This is a genomic window from Caballeronia sp. GAWG1-1 (genome assembly GCF_023631465.1).
Lineage (GTDB): Bacteria > Pseudomonadota > Gammaproteobacteria > Burkholderiales > Burkholderiaceae > Caballeronia.
Genome location: NZ_JALQDB010000011.1, coordinates 114,680 through 133,575, shown reverse-complemented (window position 1 = coordinate 133,575; position 18,896 = coordinate 114,680). Strand labels below are relative to the sequence as shown.

At 62.1% G+C, this 18,896-nt stretch carries 27 protein-coding genes and 2 tRNA genes; 13 read left to right on the top strand and 16 right to left on the bottom strand.

Going from position 1 to position 18,896, the window contains the following annotated elements:
• Positions 1–349: 349 nt before the first annotated feature.
• Complete coding sequence (locus NCT03_RS07080) at positions 350–1,402, bottom strand: NADP(H)-dependent aldo-keto reductase (protein WP_250492345.1); 1,053 nt, start codon at positions 1,400–1,402, stop codon at positions 350–352.
• Positions 1,403–1,605: 203 nt separating this feature from the next.
• Here NCT03_RS07080 and NCT03_RS07075 point away from each other — a divergent pair, with 203 nt between their 5' ends.
• The 5 genes from NCT03_RS07075 (at position 1,606) to NCT03_RS07055 (ending at position 4,836) form a co-directional block, all read left to right on the top strand.
• Positions 1,606–3,042 (top strand): DHA2 family efflux MFS transporter permease subunit, encoded by a 1,437-nt coding sequence (locus NCT03_RS07075; RefSeq protein ID WP_250492344.1) that lies wholly within the window; start codon positions 1,606–1,608, stop codon positions 3,040–3,042.
• A 124-nt stretch (positions 3,043–3,166) separates the two neighbouring features.
• Positions 3,167–3,364 carry a hypothetical protein gene (locus NCT03_RS07070; RefSeq protein WP_244825252.1) on the top strand — a complete coding sequence of 66 codons (198 nt, stop codon included), beginning with the start codon at positions 3,167–3,169 and terminating at the stop codon, positions 3,362–3,364.
• 201 nt (positions 3,365–3,565) lie between these two features.
• The gene (locus tag NCT03_RS07065) at positions 3,566–3,952 is read left to right on the top strand and encodes a hypothetical protein (protein ID WP_250492343.1); all 387 of its coding nucleotides are present in this window, start codon (positions 3,566–3,568) and stop codon (positions 3,950–3,952) included.
• Between the two features lie 4 nt (positions 3,953–3,956).
• Complete coding sequence (locus NCT03_RS07060) at positions 3,957–4,292, top strand: hypothetical protein (RefSeq protein ID WP_250492342.1); 336 nt, start codon at positions 3,957–3,959, stop codon at positions 4,290–4,292.
• Between the two features lie 70 nt (positions 4,293–4,362).
• Positions 4,363–4,836, top strand: coding sequence for a lytic transglycosylase domain-containing protein (locus tag NCT03_RS07055; RefSeq protein ID WP_244825258.1), 474 nt, complete (start codon positions 4,363–4,365; stop codon positions 4,834–4,836).
• Positions 4,837–4,870: 34 nt separating this feature from the next.
• On the opposite strand, the gene NCT03_RS07050 is transcribed toward NCT03_RS07055, so the two are convergent.
• From NCT03_RS07050 to NCT03_RS07030, 5 genes are all read right to left on the bottom strand, one after another.
• Positions 4,871–5,230: a hypothetical protein gene (locus NCT03_RS07050; protein ID WP_250492341.1), complete on the bottom strand. Its 360-nt coding sequence runs from the start codon at positions 5,228–5,230 to the stop codon at positions 4,871–4,873.
• Between the two features lie 132 nt (positions 5,231–5,362).
• Positions 5,363–6,100: an SDR family oxidoreductase gene (locus tag NCT03_RS07045; protein ID WP_250492340.1), complete on the bottom strand. Its 738-nt coding sequence runs from the start codon at positions 6,098–6,100 to the stop codon at positions 5,363–5,365.
• Between the two features lie 150 nt (positions 6,101–6,250).
• Entirely contained in the window at positions 6,251–6,454 is a 204-nt protein-coding gene (locus NCT03_RS07040; protein ID WP_244825263.1) for a hypothetical protein, read from the bottom strand.
• A 53-nt stretch (positions 6,455–6,507) separates the two neighbouring features.
• Positions 6,508–6,900: a DUF5594 family protein gene (locus tag NCT03_RS07035; RefSeq protein ID WP_250492339.1), complete on the bottom strand. Its 393-nt coding sequence runs from the start codon at positions 6,898–6,900 to the stop codon at positions 6,508–6,510.
• Positions 6,901–6,939: 39 nt separating this feature from the next.
• On the bottom strand, positions 6,940–7,242 hold the full coding sequence (locus NCT03_RS07030; protein ID WP_250492338.1) for a hypothetical protein: 303 nt from the start codon (positions 7,240–7,242) through the stop codon (positions 6,940–6,942).
• A 183-nt stretch (positions 7,243–7,425) separates the two neighbouring features.
• Here NCT03_RS07030 and dusA point away from each other — a divergent pair, with 183 nt between their 5' ends.
• The 4 genes from dusA (at position 7,426) to NCT03_RS07010 (ending at position 9,547) form a co-directional block, all read left to right on the top strand.
• A complete protein-coding gene (gene dusA, locus NCT03_RS07025; protein ID WP_250492337.1) occupies positions 7,426–8,430 on the top strand; it encodes a tRNA dihydrouridine(20/20a) synthase DusA in 1,005 nt (334 codons plus the stop codon).
• Positions 8,431–8,547: 117 nt separating this feature from the next.
• Positions 8,548–8,623 (top strand) — tRNA-His (locus NCT03_RS07020).
• A 144-nt stretch (positions 8,624–8,767) separates the two neighbouring features.
• Complete coding sequence (locus NCT03_RS07015; RefSeq protein ID WP_250492336.1) at positions 8,768–9,007, top strand: hypothetical protein; 240 nt, start codon at positions 8,768–8,770, stop codon at positions 9,005–9,007.
• A 114-nt stretch (positions 9,008–9,121) separates the two neighbouring features.
• Complete coding sequence (locus NCT03_RS07010) at positions 9,122–9,547, top strand: hypothetical protein (RefSeq protein ID WP_250492335.1); 426 nt, start codon at positions 9,122–9,124, stop codon at positions 9,545–9,547.
• A 23-nt stretch (positions 9,548–9,570) separates the two neighbouring features.
• Here NCT03_RS07010 and NCT03_RS07005 read toward each other — a convergent pair whose 3' ends face one another.
• From NCT03_RS07005 to NCT03_RS06980, 6 genes are all read right to left on the bottom strand, one after another.
• Entirely contained in the window at positions 9,571–10,683 is a 1,113-nt protein-coding gene (locus tag NCT03_RS07005; protein WP_250492334.1) for an enoyl-CoA hydratase/isomerase family protein, read from the bottom strand.
• Positions 10,684–10,774: 91 nt separating this feature from the next.
• Positions 10,775–11,419 (bottom strand): TetR/AcrR family transcriptional regulator, encoded by a 645-nt coding sequence (locus tag NCT03_RS07000; RefSeq protein ID WP_250492333.1) that lies wholly within the window; start codon positions 11,417–11,419, stop codon positions 10,775–10,777.
• A 79-nt stretch (positions 11,420–11,498) separates the two neighbouring features.
• Positions 11,499–11,681 (bottom strand): hypothetical protein, encoded by a 183-nt coding sequence (locus tag NCT03_RS06995; protein WP_244825271.1) that lies wholly within the window; start codon positions 11,679–11,681, stop codon positions 11,499–11,501.
• A gap of 175 nt (positions 11,682–11,856) precedes the next feature.
• Positions 11,857–12,141 (bottom strand): DUF1488 family protein, encoded by a 285-nt coding sequence (locus NCT03_RS06990; RefSeq protein ID WP_244825272.1) that lies wholly within the window; start codon positions 12,139–12,141, stop codon positions 11,857–11,859.
• Positions 12,142–12,316: 175 nt separating this feature from the next.
• Positions 12,317–12,670, bottom strand: a complete 354-nt coding sequence (locus NCT03_RS06985) for a hypothetical protein (RefSeq protein WP_244825273.1) — start codon at positions 12,668–12,670, stop codon at positions 12,317–12,319.
• Positions 12,670–12,960, bottom strand: a complete 291-nt coding sequence (locus NCT03_RS06980; protein ID WP_244825274.1) for a hypothetical protein — start codon at positions 12,958–12,960, stop codon at positions 12,670–12,672. The genes NCT03_RS06985 and NCT03_RS06980 overlap by 1 nt, the downstream gene beginning before the upstream one ends.
• Positions 12,961–13,230: 270 nt before the next feature.
• Between NCT03_RS06980 and NCT03_RS06975 the strand changes: the two genes are divergently transcribed.
• A complete protein-coding gene (locus NCT03_RS06975) occupies positions 13,231–13,581 on the top strand; it encodes a hypothetical protein (RefSeq protein ID WP_244825275.1) in 351 nt (116 codons plus the stop codon).
• A 15-nt stretch (positions 13,582–13,596) separates the two neighbouring features.
• Here the strand turns inward: NCT03_RS06975 and NCT03_RS06970 are convergent, their stop codons facing one another.
• The 3 genes from NCT03_RS06970 to NCT03_RS06960 all read right to left on the bottom strand — a co-directional run bounded on the left by NCT03_RS06970 (position 13,597) and on the right by NCT03_RS06960 (position 14,770).
• Entirely contained in the window at positions 13,597–13,935 is a 339-nt protein-coding gene (locus NCT03_RS06970) for a DMT family transporter (RefSeq protein ID WP_244825276.1), read from the bottom strand.
• Positions 13,936–13,980: 45 nt separating this feature from the next.
• Entirely contained in the window at positions 13,981–14,478 is a 498-nt protein-coding gene (locus NCT03_RS06965; protein WP_250464730.1) for a heme-degrading domain-containing protein, read from the bottom strand.
• 215 nt (positions 14,479–14,693) lie between these two features.
• Positions 14,694–14,770, bottom strand: a tRNA-Met gene (locus NCT03_RS06960).
• A gap of 203 nt (positions 14,771–14,973) precedes the next feature.
• Here NCT03_RS06960 and NCT03_RS06955 point away from each other — a divergent pair.
• The 3 genes from NCT03_RS06955 to NCT03_RS06945 all read left to right on the top strand — a co-directional run bounded on the left by NCT03_RS06955 (position 14,974) and on the right by NCT03_RS06945 (position 16,237).
• The gene (locus NCT03_RS06955; RefSeq protein ID WP_250492332.1) at positions 14,974–15,345 is read left to right on the top strand and encodes a DUF2946 domain-containing protein; all 372 of its coding nucleotides are present in this window, start codon (positions 14,974–14,976) and stop codon (positions 15,343–15,345) included.
• An 81-nt stretch (positions 15,346–15,426) separates the two neighbouring features.
• Complete coding sequence (copC, locus tag NCT03_RS06950) at positions 15,427–15,789, top strand: copper homeostasis periplasmic binding protein CopC (RefSeq protein WP_244825279.1); 363 nt, start codon at positions 15,427–15,429, stop codon at positions 15,787–15,789.
• A 7-nt stretch (positions 15,790–15,796) separates the two neighbouring features.
• Positions 15,797–16,237 (top strand): copper chaperone PCu(A)C, encoded by a 441-nt coding sequence (locus tag NCT03_RS06945; RefSeq protein ID WP_250492331.1) that lies wholly within the window; start codon positions 15,797–15,799, stop codon positions 16,235–16,237.
• 73 nt (positions 16,238–16,310) lie between these two features.
• Here NCT03_RS06945 and NCT03_RS06940 read toward each other — a convergent pair whose 3' ends face one another.
• The gene (locus NCT03_RS06940; RefSeq protein WP_250492330.1) at positions 16,311–18,863 is read right to left on the bottom strand and encodes a penicillin-binding protein 1A; all 2,553 of its coding nucleotides are present in this window, start codon (positions 18,861–18,863) and stop codon (positions 16,311–16,313) included.
• Positions 18,864–18,896 lie beyond the last annotated feature (33 nt).

The window sequence follows — 18,896 nt, the reverse complement described above, 5'->3', positions numbered from 1 at the left end:
CGCTGTGGCTGAGGGCGCCGCAGCGGGCAACCAGGACCATCGAGCAAGTGTAGTGCCTTACAGCCGGCACTGCATCGCAAGTGACACGTGGGGCGCGCCGTCGCCCTTATCTGGCGGTGATTCCGGGGCGCGGACAAGCGGCGGCGTTACGGCAGGGTACGGACGCAATGCATCCTTGAAGCTTTGCAAAAGTAAGGCAAGGGCTAAGTAAGCGAAGCGCGCATCGCCGATATTGCGTGCGCGCGAACGGTCAATCGTGACACATCCGCGCGCAGGCCATCAGGTTTCGCGCCAAGGCCTTGTTCGCAAACGGTTTAAGGCGCGGCAAAGGCGTGACCGGAAGGACGGTTCAAGGCGCCGGGTTCGGCTGACGTTCATGAAGCGCTTCGATCTCGGCGATGATTTCCTCGGAAAGTTCGACGTTCACACTGTCGATGTTTTCCTTCAGCTGTGCCATCGACGTCGCACCGATCAGCGTGCTCGTCGTGAACGGACGGCTGTTGACGAACGCCAGCGACAACTGCGCGGGCGTCAAACCGTGGCGCTTCGCCAGTTCGACATAGGAAGTGATGGCAGCGATTGCCTGCGGCTTGCTGTAGCGCTGAAAGCGCTCGAATAGCGTGATGCGCGCGCCGGCCGGGCGCGCACCGCCTTCGTATTTGCCCGAGAGCCAGCCGAAGGCCATCGGCGAATAAGCAAGCAGGCCCACGCCTTCCTTGTGCGTGAATTCGGAGAGCCCGAGTTCGTACACGCGGTTCACGAGACTGTACGGATTCTGAATGCTGACGACGCGCGGCAAGCCCGCCTTTTCCGACGCGCGCAAAAATTGCGCGACGCCCCACGGCGTTTCGTTGGACAGCCCGATATGACGAATCTTGCCGGCCTTGACGAGTTCGCCGAGCGCGGCGAGCGTTTCCTCGATCGGCACCGTGTATTCATCGTCGATATACGGATAGTTCGGGCGGCCGAAGGTCATCGTGCTGCGGTCGGGCCAATGCAACTGATACAAATCGATGTAATCCGTTTGCAGGCGCGCGAGGCTGCTGTCGACGGCTTCGACGATATTCTTGCGGTCGAACTGGTTGCCCGCGCCGCGGATGTGCCGCGGATTGTGCGGCTGGCGCGCGGGCCCGGCGATCTTGGTGGCAAGCACGATATCGGCGCGCTTGCCGCAGTTCCTCGCGAGCCACGTACCGATGTACTCCTCGGTGCGGCCTTGCGTTTCAGGGCGCGGCGGGACCGGATACATCTCGGCGGCATCGATCAGATTCACGCCTTGAGCGAGCGCGTAGTCGATCTGTTCATGCGCCTCGCTCTCGGTGTTCTGCTCGCCCCAGGTCATGGTGCCAAGCCCGATCAGACTCACGTCGACACTCGAATCTCCCAGCTTCCGATACTTCATTGCGTTCCCTCTTGTTGCCATTGTGTTGGCGTTGCGTTGGCGTCCTGTCGGCCTTTCGTCGGCGATGCAGTCGAACGGCGGGCCGCAACCGCAAAAATTACCATAGCCGTGCGAGATCTGCTGTCGTGGCTAAAATAGCGGGCCGCGTCACGGCTTTGCAGCGCATCCGAACCTACCCATTTTGCACAAGGAAGTCTCAGCCGATGCCCTCTCCCGCTGCTCAAACTGACAACGAACGCGCGCAGCGAGGCTCATCGCTCATCATTACGCTGGTCGCGGCCACGTTTTTCATGGAGAACCTCGACGGCACGATCATCGCGACCGCGCTGCCGCAGATGGCGCATTCGTTCAACGTGCATCCGGCCGAGATGAGTCTCGGCATCACCGCGTATCTGCTGACGCTCGCGGTGTTCATCCCGATTTCCGGCTGGGCCGCCGACCGCTTCGGTTTGCGCACGGTGTTCGGCAGCGCGATCGCCGTTTTCACGGCCGCTTCCGTGCTGTGCGCGACGACTTCGACCCTGCCCGCGTTCGCGGCGGCGCGCGTCTTGCAGGGCATCGGCGGCGCGATGATGGTGCCGGTCGGACGCCTGGCCGTGCTGCGCGCCACGCCGAAGAACGACCTCATGCGCGCCATCGCCATCATCACCTGGCCGGGGCTCGTCGCGCCGGTGATCGGACCGCCGCTCGGCGGCTTCATCACTACGTATTCGTCGTGGCGCTGGATCTTCTATCTCAATGTGCCGCTCGGCATCATCGGTTTCTTGCTCACGCTGCGCTTCATCGACAACGTGCGCGCGGATGCGAAGCGCCGCTTCGACCTCGTCGGCTTCGCGCTGTGCGGAATCGCCTGCACGACGCTGCTCTATGCGATGGAGCTGATCGGCCGCAACGAGACGTCGTGGCGCTACGCCGGGGTGCTCGTGATCGTCGGCGTGGTGGCGAGCGTCGCGTCGTGGTGGCATTTGCGGCGCGCGGCGCATCCGGTCGTCGATTTGTCGGCGCTCAAGGTAAGGACCTTTGCCGTGGCGATGGGCGGCGGGTCGCTGTTTCGCATCGCCATCAGCGCGGCGCCGTTTTTACTACCGCTGATGTTTCAGGTCGGCTTCGGGCTGAACGCCTTCGAATCCGGCCTGCTCACGCTCGCGGTGTTCGCGGGCAATCTTTCGATGAAGCTCATCACCACGCCCGTGATGCGGCGCTTCGGCTTCCGGCCGGTGCTGATCGTCAACGGCGTGATCGCCGCGCTTTCGCTTGCCGTGATGAGCTTGCTCACGGCATCGACGCCGACGTTCGTGATCGTCGCCGTGCTGTTCGCGAGCGGCTTGTCGCGCTCCTTGCAGTTCACGGCGCTCAATACGCTGAGTTTCGCGGATGTGCCGAAATCGCAGATGAGCGCGGCATCGGCGTTATCGAGCACGCTCTTTCAGATGACGATGGGCGTGGGCGTCGCGGTCGGCGCCATTGCTCTGCGCTTTGCCGAATGGCTGCATGGACACGACGCGCAGTCCATCGCGACGGAAGATTTCAGCGTGGCATTTCTGATCGTCGGGCTGGTGGGATTGATCGGCGTGGTGGATCTGTTCAGCCTCAAGCGCGATGCGGGAGCGCTCGTGTCGGGGCATAAGGGGAAGGTTTGACGGATTCGTCCTGTGTCGGGTTTCGGAGCAACACTGTCGAAATCAAGGCCGCGTTTTTGCGGTGATCTCCTGAGCGACCTTTGCCTGGCCTCAAGTTTCGCTCCGACGCGCCGTAATCCGCGTTATGAACACGCACAGTCTCGACTCCATCGCCGCTCTCAGCGAAGCCGTAGCCGTCATCCGTCACGCGCGCGGGCTGAAGAATCCGAACGACCTGCCCACCGGCACGCCTGAATGGAAAGCCGCGAGCGATGCCTTCGCCGACGACTTCGTGCGCGCACTCGACGGCGAACCGAGCGTGCGCGCCTGGTGGTGTTTCTGATCTTCCGATCGTCGATGCAAGCCGGCGCGTTGGACGCTGTTTCCCGCGCGAATCCGGCAATTCCTACGAGCCTCTTTTCCGAAATCCCGGCTTCCCGAGTCAAGTCTTTCTAAATCGCTCAACGTTTGCGCCTGGCTATCAAGACCACCGGCCCCCACGCCGAAAACTTGCATATCACCATGATCCTTTCGGGAGCCGCCTGTGAAGTGGGCCGTTTCTTTTCTATCTATCGTTGTTGTCAGTTTCTTGACCGGCTGCGCGCCGCTGCCGGCCGCCAATCCGGTCGCGCAGACCGATAAGCCGCCGGTCGCCACGGGCATCATCAGTTTCGAGATTCCCGCCGATGCCCTCGGCGCCCGCGATGCGCAACTCAGCGCAATTCTCACCAAAGCCGGCTCGCTTGCAGCCGCGCAGAAGCAGCCGACCACCATTCTCGTCACCGCGCTCGCGCAGGATTTGCCCTATATCAATCAGGCAATCTGGAAAGGCGTGCCGGCGAAACGCACCGTCCGGCTGAGCCTCGAGAACCGCACCGCCGGCGCGCGCGAGCCGTACAGCGTGTCGATCAAACCAACGCAAGGAGGCTGACATCATGCGACGCACTCTCTTGGTCATCGGCGGCTTGCTGGTTTTTGCGACCGCATCCGCCGGTCCGCTCGATGTCAGCGCGCCCGGCGTACAAACCTTGGCCGCGCTCATGCCCGGCTCGCCACGCGTGTATCCGCCGCTGCCGACGCTCGCCATGCTGCCGCCTTCGACCGGCGACGACGAACTTCCCGCCAAGCCATCCGCGAAAAAGAGCAGAAAGGCGCGCCCGGTCGCGGATTGCCGATGCGACGGTCCCGAACCGCGTCTCGTGGTATCGGGCGAATCGCGCAGTTATATGAAAGACATCGAACAGCGGCTGGACGCCGCGTTGATCCGCTGAACGCCAGCATGGGCGGACAACAAACGCCTATCGACCGCTTCGTACAAGACCAACACGGGAGCCACGATTCATGTTTCCACCAGCGATAGCCGCCACGCGGCTTGCCCTCGCCGCCTGCGCGGCGCTCGGATTGTCGCTTGCATCCGGCGCTGTGCACGCCGATGACTGTTTCGAACTGGCGGGCGCGTATCAGGGCGTCAATCCGCTCGTGCTGCGCGCGGTTGCCTGGCGCGAGTCGAAAGGCGACGCCAGCGCGATCAACCGCAACGCCAACGGTTCCATCGATGTCGGCCAGTTGCAGATCAATTCGATTCATTTTCCCGACCTGGCGCGCCAGGGCATTCCGCACCGCGCGCTCGCCGATCCGTGCGTGAACGTGTTCGTCGCGGCGTGGCTGCTCAAGCAAAAGATGGTCAAGTACGGCAACACGTGGCGCGCGATTGGCGCTTATCACTCGGAGTCGCCGAAACATCGCGATGCCTATGCACGAAGCATCCAGAGCATTCTCGTGAGCTGGGGCGAATTGCAGCCGGCGATGCCCTGAGGCTTCGGCATCGACGATTCAGCGCCTTAGCGCCTTAGCGTTTGAGCCAGTCGAGCCAGCCAAGCGCGATCGCCGCGTTGACGATCACACCGGCCGTGGCCGCGATTGCCGCGATCATCGTCCAGAAGGCCGAACGGCGCGATGCCTGCGCGGATTCGCGGGCGAGTTGCGCGGCGTCGTTGGCCGAATTGACGGATGCGAACATCGCGCGAAACTGCTCGTCCTGATGCGCGACCTCCTTGCCGCGCAACCACGCGCGTTTGGATGCGGCTTCGGGGTCGCTCGTGGCGGCTTCGTCGAGATCGGCGCGGACGGACGCTTCGCCCGCGGCGTCGTAGCGGCGAAAGCGTGCTTCGCGGGTGCTGCCGTGGTCTTCTTCGGGTAAATGGCTCATGTGACGCTGATTTTGATCGTGGCTTCGAGAACAGTCGATTCTGCCAGCGGTCCGAGGCGCGTCGTGTCCCGGTTCGCAGGCAGCACGACACGACCGCGCAACCACGCGCGGCCGTCGATCACCGCACCGGCTTCAAAGCTGACTCATCCCGCCATCGATCACCACTTCAGAGCCCACGATGAACCCCGCCTCCGCCGACGCCAGCAGCAGCACCGTCGCCGCCACTTCGCTCGACTTGCCGAAGCGCCCGAGCGGAATCTGGCTTTGCAGTTGCGCGGCGGCTTCATCGGCGAGGCCGAGCTTGTCGTGCAAAGGCGTCGCGATGGGACCCGGGCTCACCACGTTCACACGCACGCCGCGCGGCAGCAATTCCGCCGAGAGCGTCTTCGCAAGCGAGATGAGCGCTGCCTTGCTCGCGGCATAGATCGACGAAGCGGGCATGCCGATATGCGCGTTGATCGAACCGTTCAGCACGATGGATGCGCCTTCGTTCAGTAGCGGCACGAGCGCCTGAATCTGAAAATACGGACCCTTCACGTTGATCGCGAAGGTTTCGTCCCACGCTTTCTCGTCGATGTCGACGAACGGAGCGAACGTGGCGACGCCTGCATTGACGAACACAGCGTCGAGCCGGATGTGCGCGTCGCCGAGATGCCGCGCGAGTTCCTGCGCGGCGGCGATGGTGCCCGTGACATTGCGTATGGCGACGGCGTTAGCGCCGAGCGTCTCGCGCGCCTTGGCGAGAGAGACTTCATCGCGACCCGTGATGACGACGCGCGCGCCTTCCGCGGCGAATGCCTGCGCCGCCGCCAGACCAATGCCGCTGTTGCCGCCCGTAACCAGAACTGTCTTGCCTTCGAAGCGATTCATGACGTTCTCCTTTGAACGTTGATCAGTGTGAAGGCAGTATGGCGGGCTTTGCGAGCAATGCCGTGCGGGTAAATCGAGGAAAACGTGCGGAATTGTCGAACGAGTTTAGCGGCGCACGGCTGCGAACCGTGCGTATTGCCAATCCTAGCCTCAGCGATCGTTGCTCATGCCTTTTAGCTGATCGTTGCCGGCGTCGCGCGCGGCATCGGCGGTAGCGAAGTTTTCTTCCGATACGAGCGCGCGTCTCACTTCGCGCGCTTCGAAATCGACTAGCACGAGTACCCAGACGAATCCGCCCGCTTGCTCGGCCGTCTGCACGAACGCGCGGACGTTGCCTTCTTTTGACGATGTCATCCTGACCTCCTCCTTGGTGGAACCACGACACGCGCGGTGACGACGAACGTCGCTTAGGCTTCGAAATCCAGACCGCCAAGCAGCACGGAAGTCTCGGCCTGCGAGCGCGTGACCATATCGACATCGCGTGCGCCTTGCCAGGCCGCGAACTTGATGTCGAGTGCGTCCAGATAGCGCATAAAGCGCGCCTCCCCGTGCGGATGCATGAGACGCTCGATCTCCTCGTCGTCCCACGTGAGAAAGATGTTGAGCGGCAACGGATAACCACGCGCGCGCTCGTCGTCCGCATGCGGTGGGGTTTGAGCGCTGAGGTGCAATTTGGCAGGCTGGTGCGGATATTCGCCGGGAACGATATCGACGCGCACGCCGTGAAGCAGCGCCGCCACTCGCTCGGCGATACGTGGCATGAATTCGCTTTCGAAGCGAAGCGCCTGCTCCCGGTTCAACGCCCTTCTCCGTGTGCTTTCAATGCGTGCGGCGCGCCGTCAGACTGGCGGCAAATCCTCGAGGGATTTCTCGATCTGCCCGTCTTGCACGCGCGCTTCGATGCCGATATGGCCGTTCGCGTAGGGCAGCGAGCTGACTTTCGGACCGAGAAAAGTGCGACCGCCGAGGGTAAAGAGCGTGCGGACTTCCTTGCCGCTCTTGATGGCGTCCACGACCTCGTGCACTTCCACGATGGTGGTGGGCGCGGCCCAGTCGTTGGTCGCGGAATCGAAGCTGCCCCAGCGCACGTTGGTCACGCGATCGTTGACCCAGCGCACGCCGTCTATCGCCAAGGTAGTCATGGCTGCCTCCGTTGCCGTGTTCGGAATGGTGGTTTGATGATGCTAGCACGGGGGAGGTGTGGGGGTTGGCTGGTTCGAGTGTCTGTCGAGACGTGCCTTTCGACAGAGCGCTTCGCCGCACTGCGGTAAAATCACACCTTCGCCTTAAACCGATGCAGACCGCGCCACGGTCAGTCGCTCCACATGTCCGCCGTTCAAAAAATCAGCCCCCGCCGCGTGTCCGTCGCTCCGATGATGGACTGGACCGACAGGCATTGCCGCTCGTTGCATCGGCTCGTGTCGCGGCACGCTTACCTCTACACAGAGATGGTGACCACGGGCGCCCTGCTTTACGGCGATGTCGCGCGTCACCTTGCGTTCACGCCCGCCGAAGCGCCGGTTGCGTTGCAGCTCGGAGGCAGCGAGCCGGCCGATCTGGCAAAGAGCGCGAAGCTCGGCGAGCAGTGGGGCTATGACGAAATCAATCTGAATTGCGGCTGCCCGTCCGAGCGCGTGCAGCGGGGCGCGTTCGGTGCATGTCTGATGAAAGAGCCGCAACTGGTGGCGGACGGCGTGAAAGCCATGCGCGATGCCGTATCGATTCCCGTGACGGTCAAGCACCGCATCGGCGTCGATTCCGTCGAGGACTACGCGTTCGTGCGCGATTTTGTCGGCACCGTCGCCGATGCGGGTTGCGAAGTGTTCATCGTCCATGCGCGCAACGCTATCCTGAAAGGCCTGAGCCCGAAGGAGAACCGCGAGATTCCGCCGCTCAAATACGAATATGCGTATCAACTGAAGCGGGATTTTCCGCATCTGGAGATTTCGATCAACGGCGGCATCAAGACGCTCGACGAGGTCGAGGAACATCTGAAACACGTCGATGGCGTCATGTTGGGCCGTGAGGCTTATCACAACCCGTATGTGCTCGCGGGCGTCGATACACGCTTTTATGGCGCGACGACGGCGATTCCTTCACGCGAGGAAATCGAAGCCGGACTCATTGGCTATGCACGCAACGAACTTGCGCGCGGCACGTATCTCGGCGCGGTGACGCGTCACGCGCTTGGGCTGTATCGCGGCACTGCCGGTGCGCGTGGATGGCGGCGCGTGCTTTCCGATAGCCGGCGGCTGGCAACCGGCGATCTTGCGATTTTCGACGAAGCGCGTGCTCATTTGCGCGAAGGTGTGGAAGCTATCGAATCTTGAAGCCGTCTCGCGAACGAAGATGCGTGAAAGGGCTAGGCAAGCGCAATTTTAGTTCGTATAATCTCGCTTCTTGATTGCTGAGCAACTTCCAGCAAGATGGAATCAGGTAGTTCAGTGGTGGCTGTAGCTCAGTTGGTAGAGTCCAGGATTGTGATTCCTGTCGTCGTGGGTTCGAGTCCCATCAGCCACCCCACGGAATTAGAGCAAAAAGCCCGGTCAATTGACCGGGCTTTTTGCTTTTCCGAAAGACGAAATCTTCCGCGAATTTTCAGCCGACGCGCCTGTCTCATGAAAAACCGCGGCGCTCCCGTCGCGGCTTCGATCGTGGAGACTCGACATGAAAAAAACGACCCTCGCGCTTCTCCTCATCTGCTCGGCCGTAGTGGCGCAAGCCCAAACCGCGCGCCCCGACGACAACGCCTCGATGGTCAAGCCGCCGAGCGCACCCGGCTCGCCTTCCGCCGAGACCACGCGCCCGAACAATCCCGACAACATGCCGGTGAAGCGCCCCAACCCGCTGCCCAACAGCGACCGCATGCTGCATCACAGTCCGGCGAGCGACGCCATTGCAAAGTAAGCGCGTCCGCGTCGTATCTGCTTAGGCATCGCTTCGACACCGGCTCGCGCGCCCCTATAATGGCGCGTCACGACAACCAACGAGAGCCGCGGTTCGCCGCAAGCGGTCCTGCCAATGCATAAAGTCATTCTGCCGTTCGTTTCTGGTTTTCTTGCCGCACTCTTCTTTCGGGAATCGACGCTCGCGCTGCTGCATGCAGCAGGTCTCATCGATCAAGCCGGCTTTTCCATCACCCCTTTTCTGCCGCTCGGCATTCCAACTTTCATCGCGAATGCGTTATGGAGCGCGGTGTTCGGCGTGCTGCTCTCGTGGCTCTTGCGCGTCGCGCCGGAGAACCGCGCGCCGTGGATTGGCTCGCTCGTATTCGGCGGGATCGTGCTAACTGCGATCGGCGCATTCGTGATCGATCCCGCGCGCGGCATCTGGCCAAGCGGCAACATGCTGCCGCGACTCGCGCCCAACTTCATCGCCAACGCAATCTGGGGCTGGGGCGCGCTCGTCTTCATGCGCGCTTTCTCGGCCGGCAACGAGTCGCGTTGATCGCGCGTTCTCGCTAAGAACGCTCAGTCCTTGAGCAAACGCAGCGGATGCGTCGCCGGCGTCCAGGCGCTCTCGAACATACGTTCGACATCCTTGACGCCCACCTCCTCCGCCCGCGCGATCTTCCAGCTCGGCTGATTGTCCTTGTCGACGATACGGGCCCGAATGCCCTCGATCACATCGCCGCGTTCGAACGCCGTGCGCGTGAGATCGAGGTCGCGGCGCAAGGTCTCCGCCATCGACGAATACCGCGCGCGATCCACCTGCTGCAGCGAGACATCCACCGACAAAGGCGAACGTTCGCGCAGTTCCGCCGCCACGCGCTCGGCCCACTCGCGCGCGGCGCCATCCGTCTCACGCGCGAGCGATGCGAGAATCGCCGCGCCATTGCCCGTGGCGAAATGCTTGTCGATGAGCGTGCGTCCCTCGGCAAGCGCGCTGCGGTCGAGCGTCGGGCTCACCTTGTATTTCGTCGTCTCGTTTTCGACGAAGCGAACGATCGCCACGCCATCGAGAAAGCGCTGATGCCGTAGCGATTCGATCAAGCCCGGTAACGCGCCATCGTCGAGATAAGCGTCGGCCATGCGCGCATAGAGCGCGTCTGCCGCGCCCATGCTCGCGCCCGTCGCGGCCAGATAACGCCCGATCGCGCCAGGCGCGCGCGCGAGAAACCAGCTCACGCCGACATCGGGAAAGAGTCCAATACGCGTCTCGGGCATCGCCATCTTGGTCGACTGCGTGACGATTCGCAGCCCGCCCGTATGATGCGCGCCTTGCGAGATACCCATGCCGCCGCCCATCACGACGCCGTTCATCACCGCGATATACGGCTTCGGGAAGGTGAAGATCGCGTGGTTGAGCTTGTACTCGTCGGTGAAAAACGCGTCGATCGAATCGCGGTCGCCCGCCTGCGCCGACTCGTAGAGAAAGCGGATATCGCCGCCCGCGCAAAACGCCCGCACGTGCGGGCTATACACCACGACGGTGCGGATTGCCTGGTCGTGACGCCAGGCGCGCAAGGCCTCGCTGATCGCGCGCAACATCGGCGCGGACAGCGCATTCAGAGCCTTCGGGCGATCGAGTGCAATGAAGCCGATGCCGTTGGCGGAGTCGATACGGATATCTTCGGTGGTCATCGTGTTGGAGTGTCGGGTCGGTTCGTTCTGTCAGTCAGTTTGGCAGGCCAGATGCCAGCCAGTACTCAACCTGCGGTCAACCTGTTATTCACTACGCGAGCCACGCGTCGAGCGATAACTCGAGTATCTCGTCCGCAGCCATTGCCCGCGATACGCCGCACAGCGCCAGCGCGACGATGCCATGCAAAGTCGCCCACAACGCCTGAGCGCAATCGGCCGGCAGTGTCTCCGGCGGCAGGCGCTTGAGCCGCCCCGCGGCGCGTAGTTCGACGAAGGCATCGGTCATCGACGAAAGCGCAGCCATGCCGTCATCGGTGCCATGGGTTCCATCGCCGCGGCGGTCCGCGTCCATGAACATCAGCCGATACGTCTCGGGCTCGGCCAGGCCAAATTCGACATAGACGCGCGCCATTGCTCTAAGACGCGCGGCGGGATCGGCAATGCTCGCTTGCGGCGCAAATGCCGCGCGCAATGTCGCATGTCCTTCCACGCACAAAGCGTGCGCGATGTCCGCGCGGCTCCGAAAATGCAAGTACAAAGCGGCAGGCGAATAGTCGATTGCCTGCGCGAGCCGGCGCATCGAAAGTGCTGCGAAGCCTTCACGCTTCACGATAGCTCGCGATACGTCGAGTATGCGCCCGCGCAAGGCATCCCGCTGCTCTTGCCGCAGCTCACGCGCCTTGCCCGGTGGTGTCGATATGTGTCGCGGCAGATCCATGCGGGATATTGTCGACATCGCCTGTCGGCTAGTCAAACCCGAATTTGCATGACGCGAATGGTCACCGCGCAAGCAGCGCGGCTAGCCAGCAAAACGATCAGACGATCATCTTGCCGCTGTCGCTATCGCGAGGCGCGGCTCGATAAAGCGGCTCGTCGGATTCGCCCAGCAGCACGGAGGCGAAGACGATGCATAGACCCAGAAAAACGACACCTACGGCTGCCCAGATGAGCCATAGTGCGTTCGACTCGATGAGCGAGTGGAAAAAGGAGAGAAACATGACGACCCCGCGCGACTTTTTATAATGGTTGCTCGTTGTGGCTTGCACGATGAAGCGCAGATGCCAGAGCAAATGTCGTGCCGCACGAATCGCCATGCGTGCGGCCTGTAGCGAGATAGTACCCGCAAAGCGGAGATACGCAGTCGAATTAACGGAACGCTAGCGTGCGCCGCTTTCAGGCGAGCACGCGTCCTGGCGGAAAATGACCGCTCTTGAGAAGCACGGGCATGCCATTCGTGACTTCCAGATGCTCGCGCGCCACGGCTTCGATGCGCGCACGGCCTGCATCGAAAGCGCTGATCCAGCCGCGGCTGTCGTAAGTCTCGGCGCCGAAATGATCCTCCAGCGCTTCCACCGATATGGCGCACGGTACGCGTCGTCCGTCGACGAGCGCGGCGAATTCGATGGTGAGGTTGGAGTCGCAATAACCGGGCGCGTCCGGAAGGAAACGGATGTCCATGATGTTCTCGTGGCTCAGGCGCGGTTGCTGTCCGAAGAAACCGGCCCCGGAGTGTTACAGCACCGACGCAAAGTCGTTCAGGCATTCCCTGCAGGATTGGTTTCGAGCAAAGGACCGAGGCGCTTATGGTAACTGCGTCGATGCGGCGCGGTCCAGCGGCGCGCAGTGTAGAGCGTCAGGCTGCGAGCACGTCCTCGTTCACATCGACGACGAGCAGCGAGCTCGCCAGCGGATCGGCGTAATTAAAATCGAGCAGGCGGCTCATGTCGCGCACCCGCTCGCATACGCGCTCACGCGCCTCCTCTGACAGATGCGGATAGTCGCGCAGTACCTGCGGCTCGAACCGATAATGCACGCCCCAGGCAATGTTGCCCGGATGATTCGCCACCCCGCTCGTGCGCCAGCTTACGAACAACGCGGGCGTGGCTTCGAGGCCGATCTCCGCGATATCCGCGCCGCTCGGAAAGAGGTCGATCAGGCAGTTGGCGATGTCATAAAGCACCGCGTGCCGGAGATGAACGGGGCGCATCACGTCATCGGTTTCAACAAGCGGTCGATATACTCGCGCCCCGCCTGTTCGACGTGCGCAAGCGCGGCATCCTCGGTGGCGAAGCGCCGTTCCGGGCCGAGATCGACGAGCGCCTCGAAGCGATGCACATCGTCCGGACCGCCACGCGCCAGGCTCACCGAGCCGACATAGATCGGCTTGAGCGCCTGTCCGGCGTTGTCTTCGTTGCGATCGCCATCGTGCGCCTGCACGAGCCGGGCGGACGCGCTGATGTAATACCCTCGGTAAGGACCGGTCACTCTTTCGGCCATCGTGTTGACCTCCTTTTTATGTTGGCGACGAATCACACGTCATGCGGCAATTACAACCGGCGTTTGCTATCTATCAGGCGCGCGATCCGGAAAATAGTTCACGCGAAACTGTCTTTACCGCTTAACGCCGTTCGTTCGATGATTCGCAAGCCTCGCGCCCGGTTCGAGCCACCGTGCTTTTTTACGGCGCGTGTAGCGTATGGGACAATGCGTATCCCAAAAAGCCGCCGACATGTCCTGCGGCGAAGTCATTGCAATCACGAGGAAAAGATGAAGGAATTCGATCGGCGCTCACGCCGGCTCATCGCGCGCGCGGCGGCGCCTGGCATCGCCCTGATCGCGGTTTTTGCCATCGCCGGAACGAGCGGGTGTGCTTCGTCCAACGATGCATCGCTCATCAATCTTCCCGATGGCCAGACGGGCTACGCAGTGAACTGCAGCGGCGCCGATGCCGGATCGAGCTGGGCGAGTTGCTATGTGCTCGCGGGCAAGGCATGCGGCGCGACGGGTTACGACATCGTGTCGAAGGACAACGAGGAAGGCGGTCCGAGCGGCGGCGGCTTGAGCAACGTCGTGACGGCAAACGTCAAGAATCGCTCGATGATCGTACGCTGCAAGTAGCGGTGCCGCGCCGCGTCAATGCGCGCTCATCTTCGAAAACACGTTCAGCACGATGACGCCCGCGACGATCAGCCCCATGCCCAACATGGCGGGAATATCGGGCGTCTGCTTGAAGAAGAACGTGGCGACGAGCGTAATCAACACGATGCCCGCGCCCGACCACACGGCATAGACGAGGCCGACCGGCAAGGTCCGCAAGGTCAGCGACAGCAGATAAAACGACAACCCATAGCCGATCACGACGATGGTCGCGGGTAACGCGCGCGTGAAGCCATCGGAGGCGCGTAGCGCGGAGGTCGCGACGACTTCCGCGACGATCGCAATCGCAAGCAACACATAAGCGGTGGAACGCATCGGCTGGTTCGGTCTCCGTTGAGTCTTTGGAATGCGTGACGACGCTCAGACGCGGCCGAGCGACAATGCGGCGAAGTCATGGCCGAGCACCGCGCATAGCGCTTCGACCACCATCTGATGATCTTCGCGCTGCGGCAGCCCCGACACCGTCACGGAGCCGATCACGCCGACATTCGCGACGCGCAGCGGAAAGCCGCCGCCGTGCGCCGAGTAATCGGCGGCGTTGAGGCCGTACTTGTCGGCGAGCGTGGTGCCCGCCTGTTGTAGCGAGAGACCGAGCCCGTACGAACTGCGGCGAAAGTGTTCGACAGTCCTCGCCTTGCGTTCTGCCCAGCGCGCGTTGTCGGGCGTGGCGCCATCGAGCGAAGCGAAGAACATGCGCTGACCGAACGTACGCACATCGATGACCACGACCGCGCCGCGCGCCATTGCCATCTCGCGCAGTTGCGTGCCGGTTTGCCAGGCTTCATCGGCATGAAACTGCGGGAACACAAGCGCGCGTTCCTGATGCGCGATGATCTGCAGATCGTGAGGAATATCCATGATGGCGTGTGTCCTTTGAAAAGGTTCGATGTGCGTTAGCGCTGACGAGCTTTAGGGGATTTTGACACGAGGGATACGCAGGCGTTGCGCCGCGTCTGGTCATGAAGTGGAGGTATTGCGACTTGCCTTACTTCCAGTACTGCGCCCATACATGTATGCAACTGCGTGCTGGAAAAGCAAAAGCCCGGCTTTAACCGGGCTTTTGCTTGAATGCTTGGTTGCGGGGGTAGGATTTGAACCTACGACCTTCGGGTTATGAGCCCGACGAGCTGCCAGACTGCTCCACCCCGCGTCCGTCGAAGAAAAGATTATAAGTCATCACTTACTCAAGCGCAATGGTCTTCATGCGTTCTTCTTCGTAAGCTCATCTTCCACGCGGGCAGCAAAGCTTCATTGGTTTAGTCGAAAGGCCATCGCGGGACGCATGGCATAATCGATCGGTCATCGAGCATTGAAAAAAGATTCGGGCACGGCATGCATTACTTGCGTCGCGGCATGATCAGAAAGCTAAGCGGGTTCGCTGCGCTATGCGCGATCCTGCTGCTTTCGTTCGCGCCGCTCGTATCGCAAACGCTGGATGGCAAGCGCGTCGAAGCGCTCTTCTCGTCCATATGCGCGTCGAGCTCGAATGGCATCGCGCATACGGTCGATACCGCATCGCACGCGAACCATGACGCTTTTTCGCATCTGCAAGCGTGCGGATATTGCGACCTGCTTGCGCATGCGCCTACGCCGCCATCGATGCCGCATGGCTTCGCGGCATCGACTTTAGCCGACGACACTTTCGTCGCTAAGCAAAACAGCACCGCGCCGCATCGCATGCCGCCTGGCGTGGCGCTGCCTCGCGCGCCGCCTGCTCTCGCCTGATACGCGTTCCCCTCTTCCGACATGCCATACCTCGCGTTTGCACGCTTCGCGCGGCAAGCGTGAAAATCACAAGGATGCATCATGAGTACCCTATCCGCCTTGCGCGGCGCGCTGGCTTGCGCATTCTTCGCATCGGCGTCGTTTGCGTTCGCGCACGCGCTGCCGAAGCTGCAACAGCCTGGGCCCGGCGCGACCGTCAACGCGCCGCACGAAGTATCGATCGACTTCGGCGAAGCGCTCGAACCGACCTTCAGCAAACTGACCGTGACCAATGGTCAGGGCAAGCAGGTCAACACCGAAAAGTCCGTCGTCGATACGAAAGACAAAAAGCACATGAGCGTCGCACTTCACGACTTGCAGCCGGGCGTCTACAAAGTGCAATGGACAGCTGTCGCCGCCGATGGTCATCGCACGCAGGGCAACTATAACTTCACGGTCAAGTGAGAAAGCAATGAAGAAAATCGCTGTATTGTTCAGCGCGCTGACGTGCGCATCTTTCGCGACGCTGTCCCATGCCGCGCCGCTCGAAGCGCGCGATTGCTGGGTTCGCGCAATGCCGCCGAACCTGCCTTCGTCGGGCTACTTCACGCTGGCCAACAATGGCGACAAAGCCGTCACGCTCACGGGCGTCGATACCCCCGCGTTCGGCATGGCGATGATGCACAAGTCGGATACCAAAAGCGGCACCGCGACGATGGCCCCCGTCGATTCCGTCGATGTCCCCGCGCATGGCACGCTACAGTTTGCACCGAAGGGTTATCACGTGATGCTCGAACAGCCGGGCAAGCCACTCAAGATCGGCTCGACGATTCCGCTCACGTTCAGCTTCGCGGACAAGAGCACGCTCGATGTGAGTTGCGCGGTGAAGTCCGCGGCGACGGTCGGTAACTGAAGCACCGTCACCAATAGAAAACGCGCCGGGTTCGTTTAGAACCACGGCGCGTTTTTTTATCCCGCCTCATCCATCATGGCTTATTGAACATATCCATGATCTGCTTGCGCTCATCGGTGGTGACTTGCGGCGCGGGCGGCGCCTGCATGCCCGCCGGGCCGACGCCGCCCGTGGTGTTGGTATCGCCCGCTGTCGGATTGACGTTGTCCATGCCGATGCTCGCAACGAAGCCCGCACCCGGCGTGCGATCGGCATAGAACAGTTCGCCGTCCACGGTGGTCACGCCGTCGGGCCGCTGCATCTGTTCCTGCGGGATGCCGCGCAGCGCGCGTCCCATGAAGTCGACCCAGATCGGCAACGCAAGCTGCGCGCCGAACTCGCGGCTGCCCAGCGTCTTCGGCTGGTCATAGCCCATCCACGCCACCGCGACGAGCTGATGCTGATAGCCCGCGAACCAGCCGTCCTTGGCGTCGTTGGTCGTACCCGTCTTGCCTTGCAGGTCGCTGCGCTTGAGCACGTTGGTGCCCGAACCCGTGCCCGCCGTCGCCACCGTATGCAACAGGCTATTCATGACGTAAGCGTTGCGCGGTTCGAGCGTCTGCGGCGCGTTCTTGCTGGCCGTGAGCGGATCGGCGCGCGAAATGACGCTGCCGCGCGCATCGGCGACTTCGCCGATCAGATACGGGTTGATGCGATAGCCGCCATTCGCGAACACCGAGTACGCGCCGCTCAACTGCAACGGCGTGACGAGTCCCGCGCCCAGCGCGAGCGGCAGATACGGCGGCGTCTTGTCCTTGTCGAAGCCGAACTTCTGCGTGACGAAGTCCTGCGCGTAGCTCGTGCCGATATACGACAGGATACGAATCGACACCAGGTTCTTCGACTTCTGCAAGCCGGTGCGCATGGACATCGGGCCGTCGGGTTGATCGTCGTCCTTCGGTTCCCAGGCGTCGCCACCGGGCGATGCGGGCGGAAAGTACAGCGGCGCGTCGTTGATGATGGTCGCCGGTCCCAAGCCCTTGTCGAGCGCGGCCGAATAGATGAACGGCTTGAAGCTCGAACCCGGCTGACGCCACGCTTGCGTCACGTGGTTGAACTTGTTCTTGTTGAAGTCGAAGCCGCCGACGAGCGCGCGGATCGCGCCGTCCTGCGGCACCATCGAAACGAGCGCGCCTTCCACTTGCGGCAATTGCGTGATCTGCCACGTGTCCTTCGCGTCCTTCGCCAGCCGGATGATCGAACCCGGCTTGATGGCAAGCGCCTTTGATGCATTGTTGCGCAGCGCGGCCGCGACGAAACGCAGGCCCTCGCCGGAAATGGTGGCCGTATCGCCGCCGACGAATTGCGCGACCACTTGCTTCGCGTTCGCCACCGTCACCACGGCAGCGACGAGTTCGCCGTTGTCCGGATGATCGACGAGCGCATCCTCGATGGCTTCGGCGCGATCGTCCGCGTTGCCCGGCAGAGCGATGCTGCCTTCCGGCCCGCGATAACCGTGACGCCGCTCGTAATCCATGATGCCCTTGCGCACGGCGCGATAGGCCGCGTCCTGATCGGCGGAATCGATGGTCGTCGTGACCGTCAGGCCGCGCGTGTACGCTTCTTCCTTGTACTGCGCGTACATCATCTGCCGCACCATTTCCGCGACGTACTCCGCATGCACGCCGTATTCGGTGCCACCCGACTTCGTGCGAAGTTCTTCGGCGACCGCCTGATCGTATTGCTCGCGCGAGATGAAGTGCAGATCGAACATGCGCTTCAGAATGTACTGCTGACGTACCTTCGCGCGCTTCGGATTGACCACCGGGTTATATGCCGACGGCGCCTTCGGCAAACCGGCGAGCATGGCGGCTTCGGCAAGCGTGATGTCCTTCAGGTCCTTGCCGAAATACACGCGCGCCGCGGCGGAAAAACCATAGGCGCGTTCGCCGAGATAGATCTGATTCATATACAACTCGAGAATCTGGTCTTTCGTCAACGCGCGCTCGATTTTGTAGGCGAGCAGCATCTCGTAGATCTTGCGCGTATAAGTCTTTTCGCTCGACAGAAAGAAGTTGCGCGCGACCTGCATGGTGATCGTACTTGCGCCTTGCGACGCGCCGCCGTGCGTGATGTCGCTTACGCCAGCACGCAGAATGCCGATGAAATCGACGCCACCGTGATCGTAAAAGCGGTAATCCTCGATGGCGAGCACCGCCTTCTTCATCTGGTCGGGAATGTCCTGAAAACGCACGAGGCTGCGGCGCTCTTCGCCGAATTCGCCGATCAGCACGTGATCCGACGTGTAGACCCTGAGCGGCACTTTCGGGCGATAGTCGATCAGCGCATCGAGCGAAGGCAGATTCGGCTCCATCACGACGAGCGCATAGCCGACGATCAGCCCGCCCACCACCACGCCGATAGCCGCGAGCCCCGCCAACCACAGCGCGACGCGCGCGAGCGGCGAGCGTCGGGAATCGCGCCCGTCGCGGCCATTCTTTCCATTGCGGCCGCCATTGCCGCCATCGCGTCCGTTGCCGCCGTTGCGTCCATTGCCGCCGCCGGCGTCGTTGGATGAGTCGTTCCAGCGAGGTTCGCGATTCAGTCGCGATGAATTCGTAGAGTCGGGTCGTTTGATGATAGGCATGACTGGGATCGTTCCGCGCGCCTCGAAGCGCGC

Coding starts and splice junctions, on each gene's coding strand:
- NCT03_RS07080 (WP_250492345.1), bottom strand. CDS start 1,402: ATGAAGTATCGGAAGCTGGGAGATTCGAGTGTCGACGTGAGTCTGATC.
- NCT03_RS07075 (WP_250492344.1), top strand. CDS start 1,606: ATGCCCTCTCCCGCTGCTCAAACTGACAACGAACGCGCGCAGCGAGGC.
- NCT03_RS07070 (WP_244825252.1), top strand. CDS start 3,167: ATGAACACGCACAGTCTCGACTCCATCGCCGCTCTCAGCGAAGCCGTA.
- NCT03_RS07060 (WP_250492342.1), top strand. CDS start 3,957: ATGCGACGCACTCTCTTGGTCATCGGCGGCTTGCTGGTTTTTGCGACC.
- NCT03_RS07055 (WP_244825258.1), top strand. CDS start 4,363: ATGTTTCCACCAGCGATAGCCGCCACGCGGCTTGCCCTCGCCGCCTGC.
- NCT03_RS07050 (WP_250492341.1), bottom strand. CDS start 5,230: ATGAGCCATTTACCCGAAGAAGACCACGGCAGCACCCGCGAAGCACGC.
- NCT03_RS07045 (WP_250492340.1), bottom strand. CDS start 6,100: ATGAATCGCTTCGAAGGCAAGACAGTTCTGGTTACGGGCGGCAACAGC.
- NCT03_RS07040 (WP_244825263.1), bottom strand. CDS start 6,454: ATGACATCGTCAAAAGAAGGCAACGTCCGCGCGTTCGTGCAGACGGCC.
- NCT03_RS07030 (WP_250492338.1), bottom strand. CDS start 7,242: ATGACTACCTTGGCGATAGACGGCGTGCGCTGGGTCAACGATCGCGTG.
- dusA (WP_250492337.1), top strand. CDS start 7,426: ATGTCCGCCGTTCAAAAAATCAGCCCCCGCCGCGTGTCCGTCGCTCCG.
- NCT03_RS07015 (WP_250492336.1), top strand. CDS start 8,768: ATGAAAAAAACGACCCTCGCGCTTCTCCTCATCTGCTCGGCCGTAGTG.
- NCT03_RS07010 (WP_250492335.1), top strand. CDS start 9,122: ATGCATAAAGTCATTCTGCCGTTCGTTTCTGGTTTTCTTGCCGCACTC.
- NCT03_RS07005 (WP_250492334.1), bottom strand. CDS start 10,683: ATGACCACCGAAGATATCCGTATCGACTCCGCCAACGGCATCGGCTTC.
- NCT03_RS07000 (WP_250492333.1), bottom strand. CDS start 11,419: ATGTCGACAATATCCCGCATGGATCTGCCGCGACACATATCGACACCA.
- NCT03_RS06995 (WP_244825271.1), bottom strand. CDS start 11,681: ATGTTTCTCTCCTTTTTCCACTCGCTCATCGAGTCGAACGCACTATGG.
- NCT03_RS06990 (WP_244825272.1), bottom strand. CDS start 12,141: ATGGACATCCGTTTCCTTCCGGACGCGCCCGGTTATTGCGACTCCAAC.
- NCT03_RS06985 (WP_244825273.1), bottom strand. CDS start 12,670: ATGCGCCCCGTTCATCTCCGGCACGCGGTGCTTTATGACATCGCCAAC.
- NCT03_RS06980 (WP_244825274.1), bottom strand. CDS start 12,960: ATGGCCGAAAGAGTGACCGGTCCTTACCGAGGGTATTACATCAGCGCG.
- NCT03_RS06975 (WP_244825275.1), top strand. CDS start 13,231: ATGAAGGAATTCGATCGGCGCTCACGCCGGCTCATCGCGCGCGCGGCG.
- NCT03_RS06970 (WP_244825276.1), bottom strand. CDS start 13,935: ATGCGTTCCACCGCTTATGTGTTGCTTGCGATTGCGATCGTCGCGGAA.
- NCT03_RS06965 (WP_250464730.1), bottom strand. CDS start 14,478: ATGGATATTCCTCACGATCTGCAGATCATCGCGCATCAGGAACGCGCG.
- NCT03_RS06955 (WP_250492332.1), top strand. CDS start 14,974: ATGATCAGAAAGCTAAGCGGGTTCGCTGCGCTATGCGCGATCCTGCTG.
- copC (WP_244825279.1), top strand. CDS start 15,427: ATGAGTACCCTATCCGCCTTGCGCGGCGCGCTGGCTTGCGCATTCTTC.
- NCT03_RS06945 (WP_250492331.1), top strand. CDS start 15,797: ATGAAGAAAATCGCTGTATTGTTCAGCGCGCTGACGTGCGCATCTTTC.
- NCT03_RS06940 (WP_250492330.1), bottom strand. CDS start 18,863: ATGCCTATCATCAAACGACCCGACTCTACGAATTCATCGCGACTGAAT.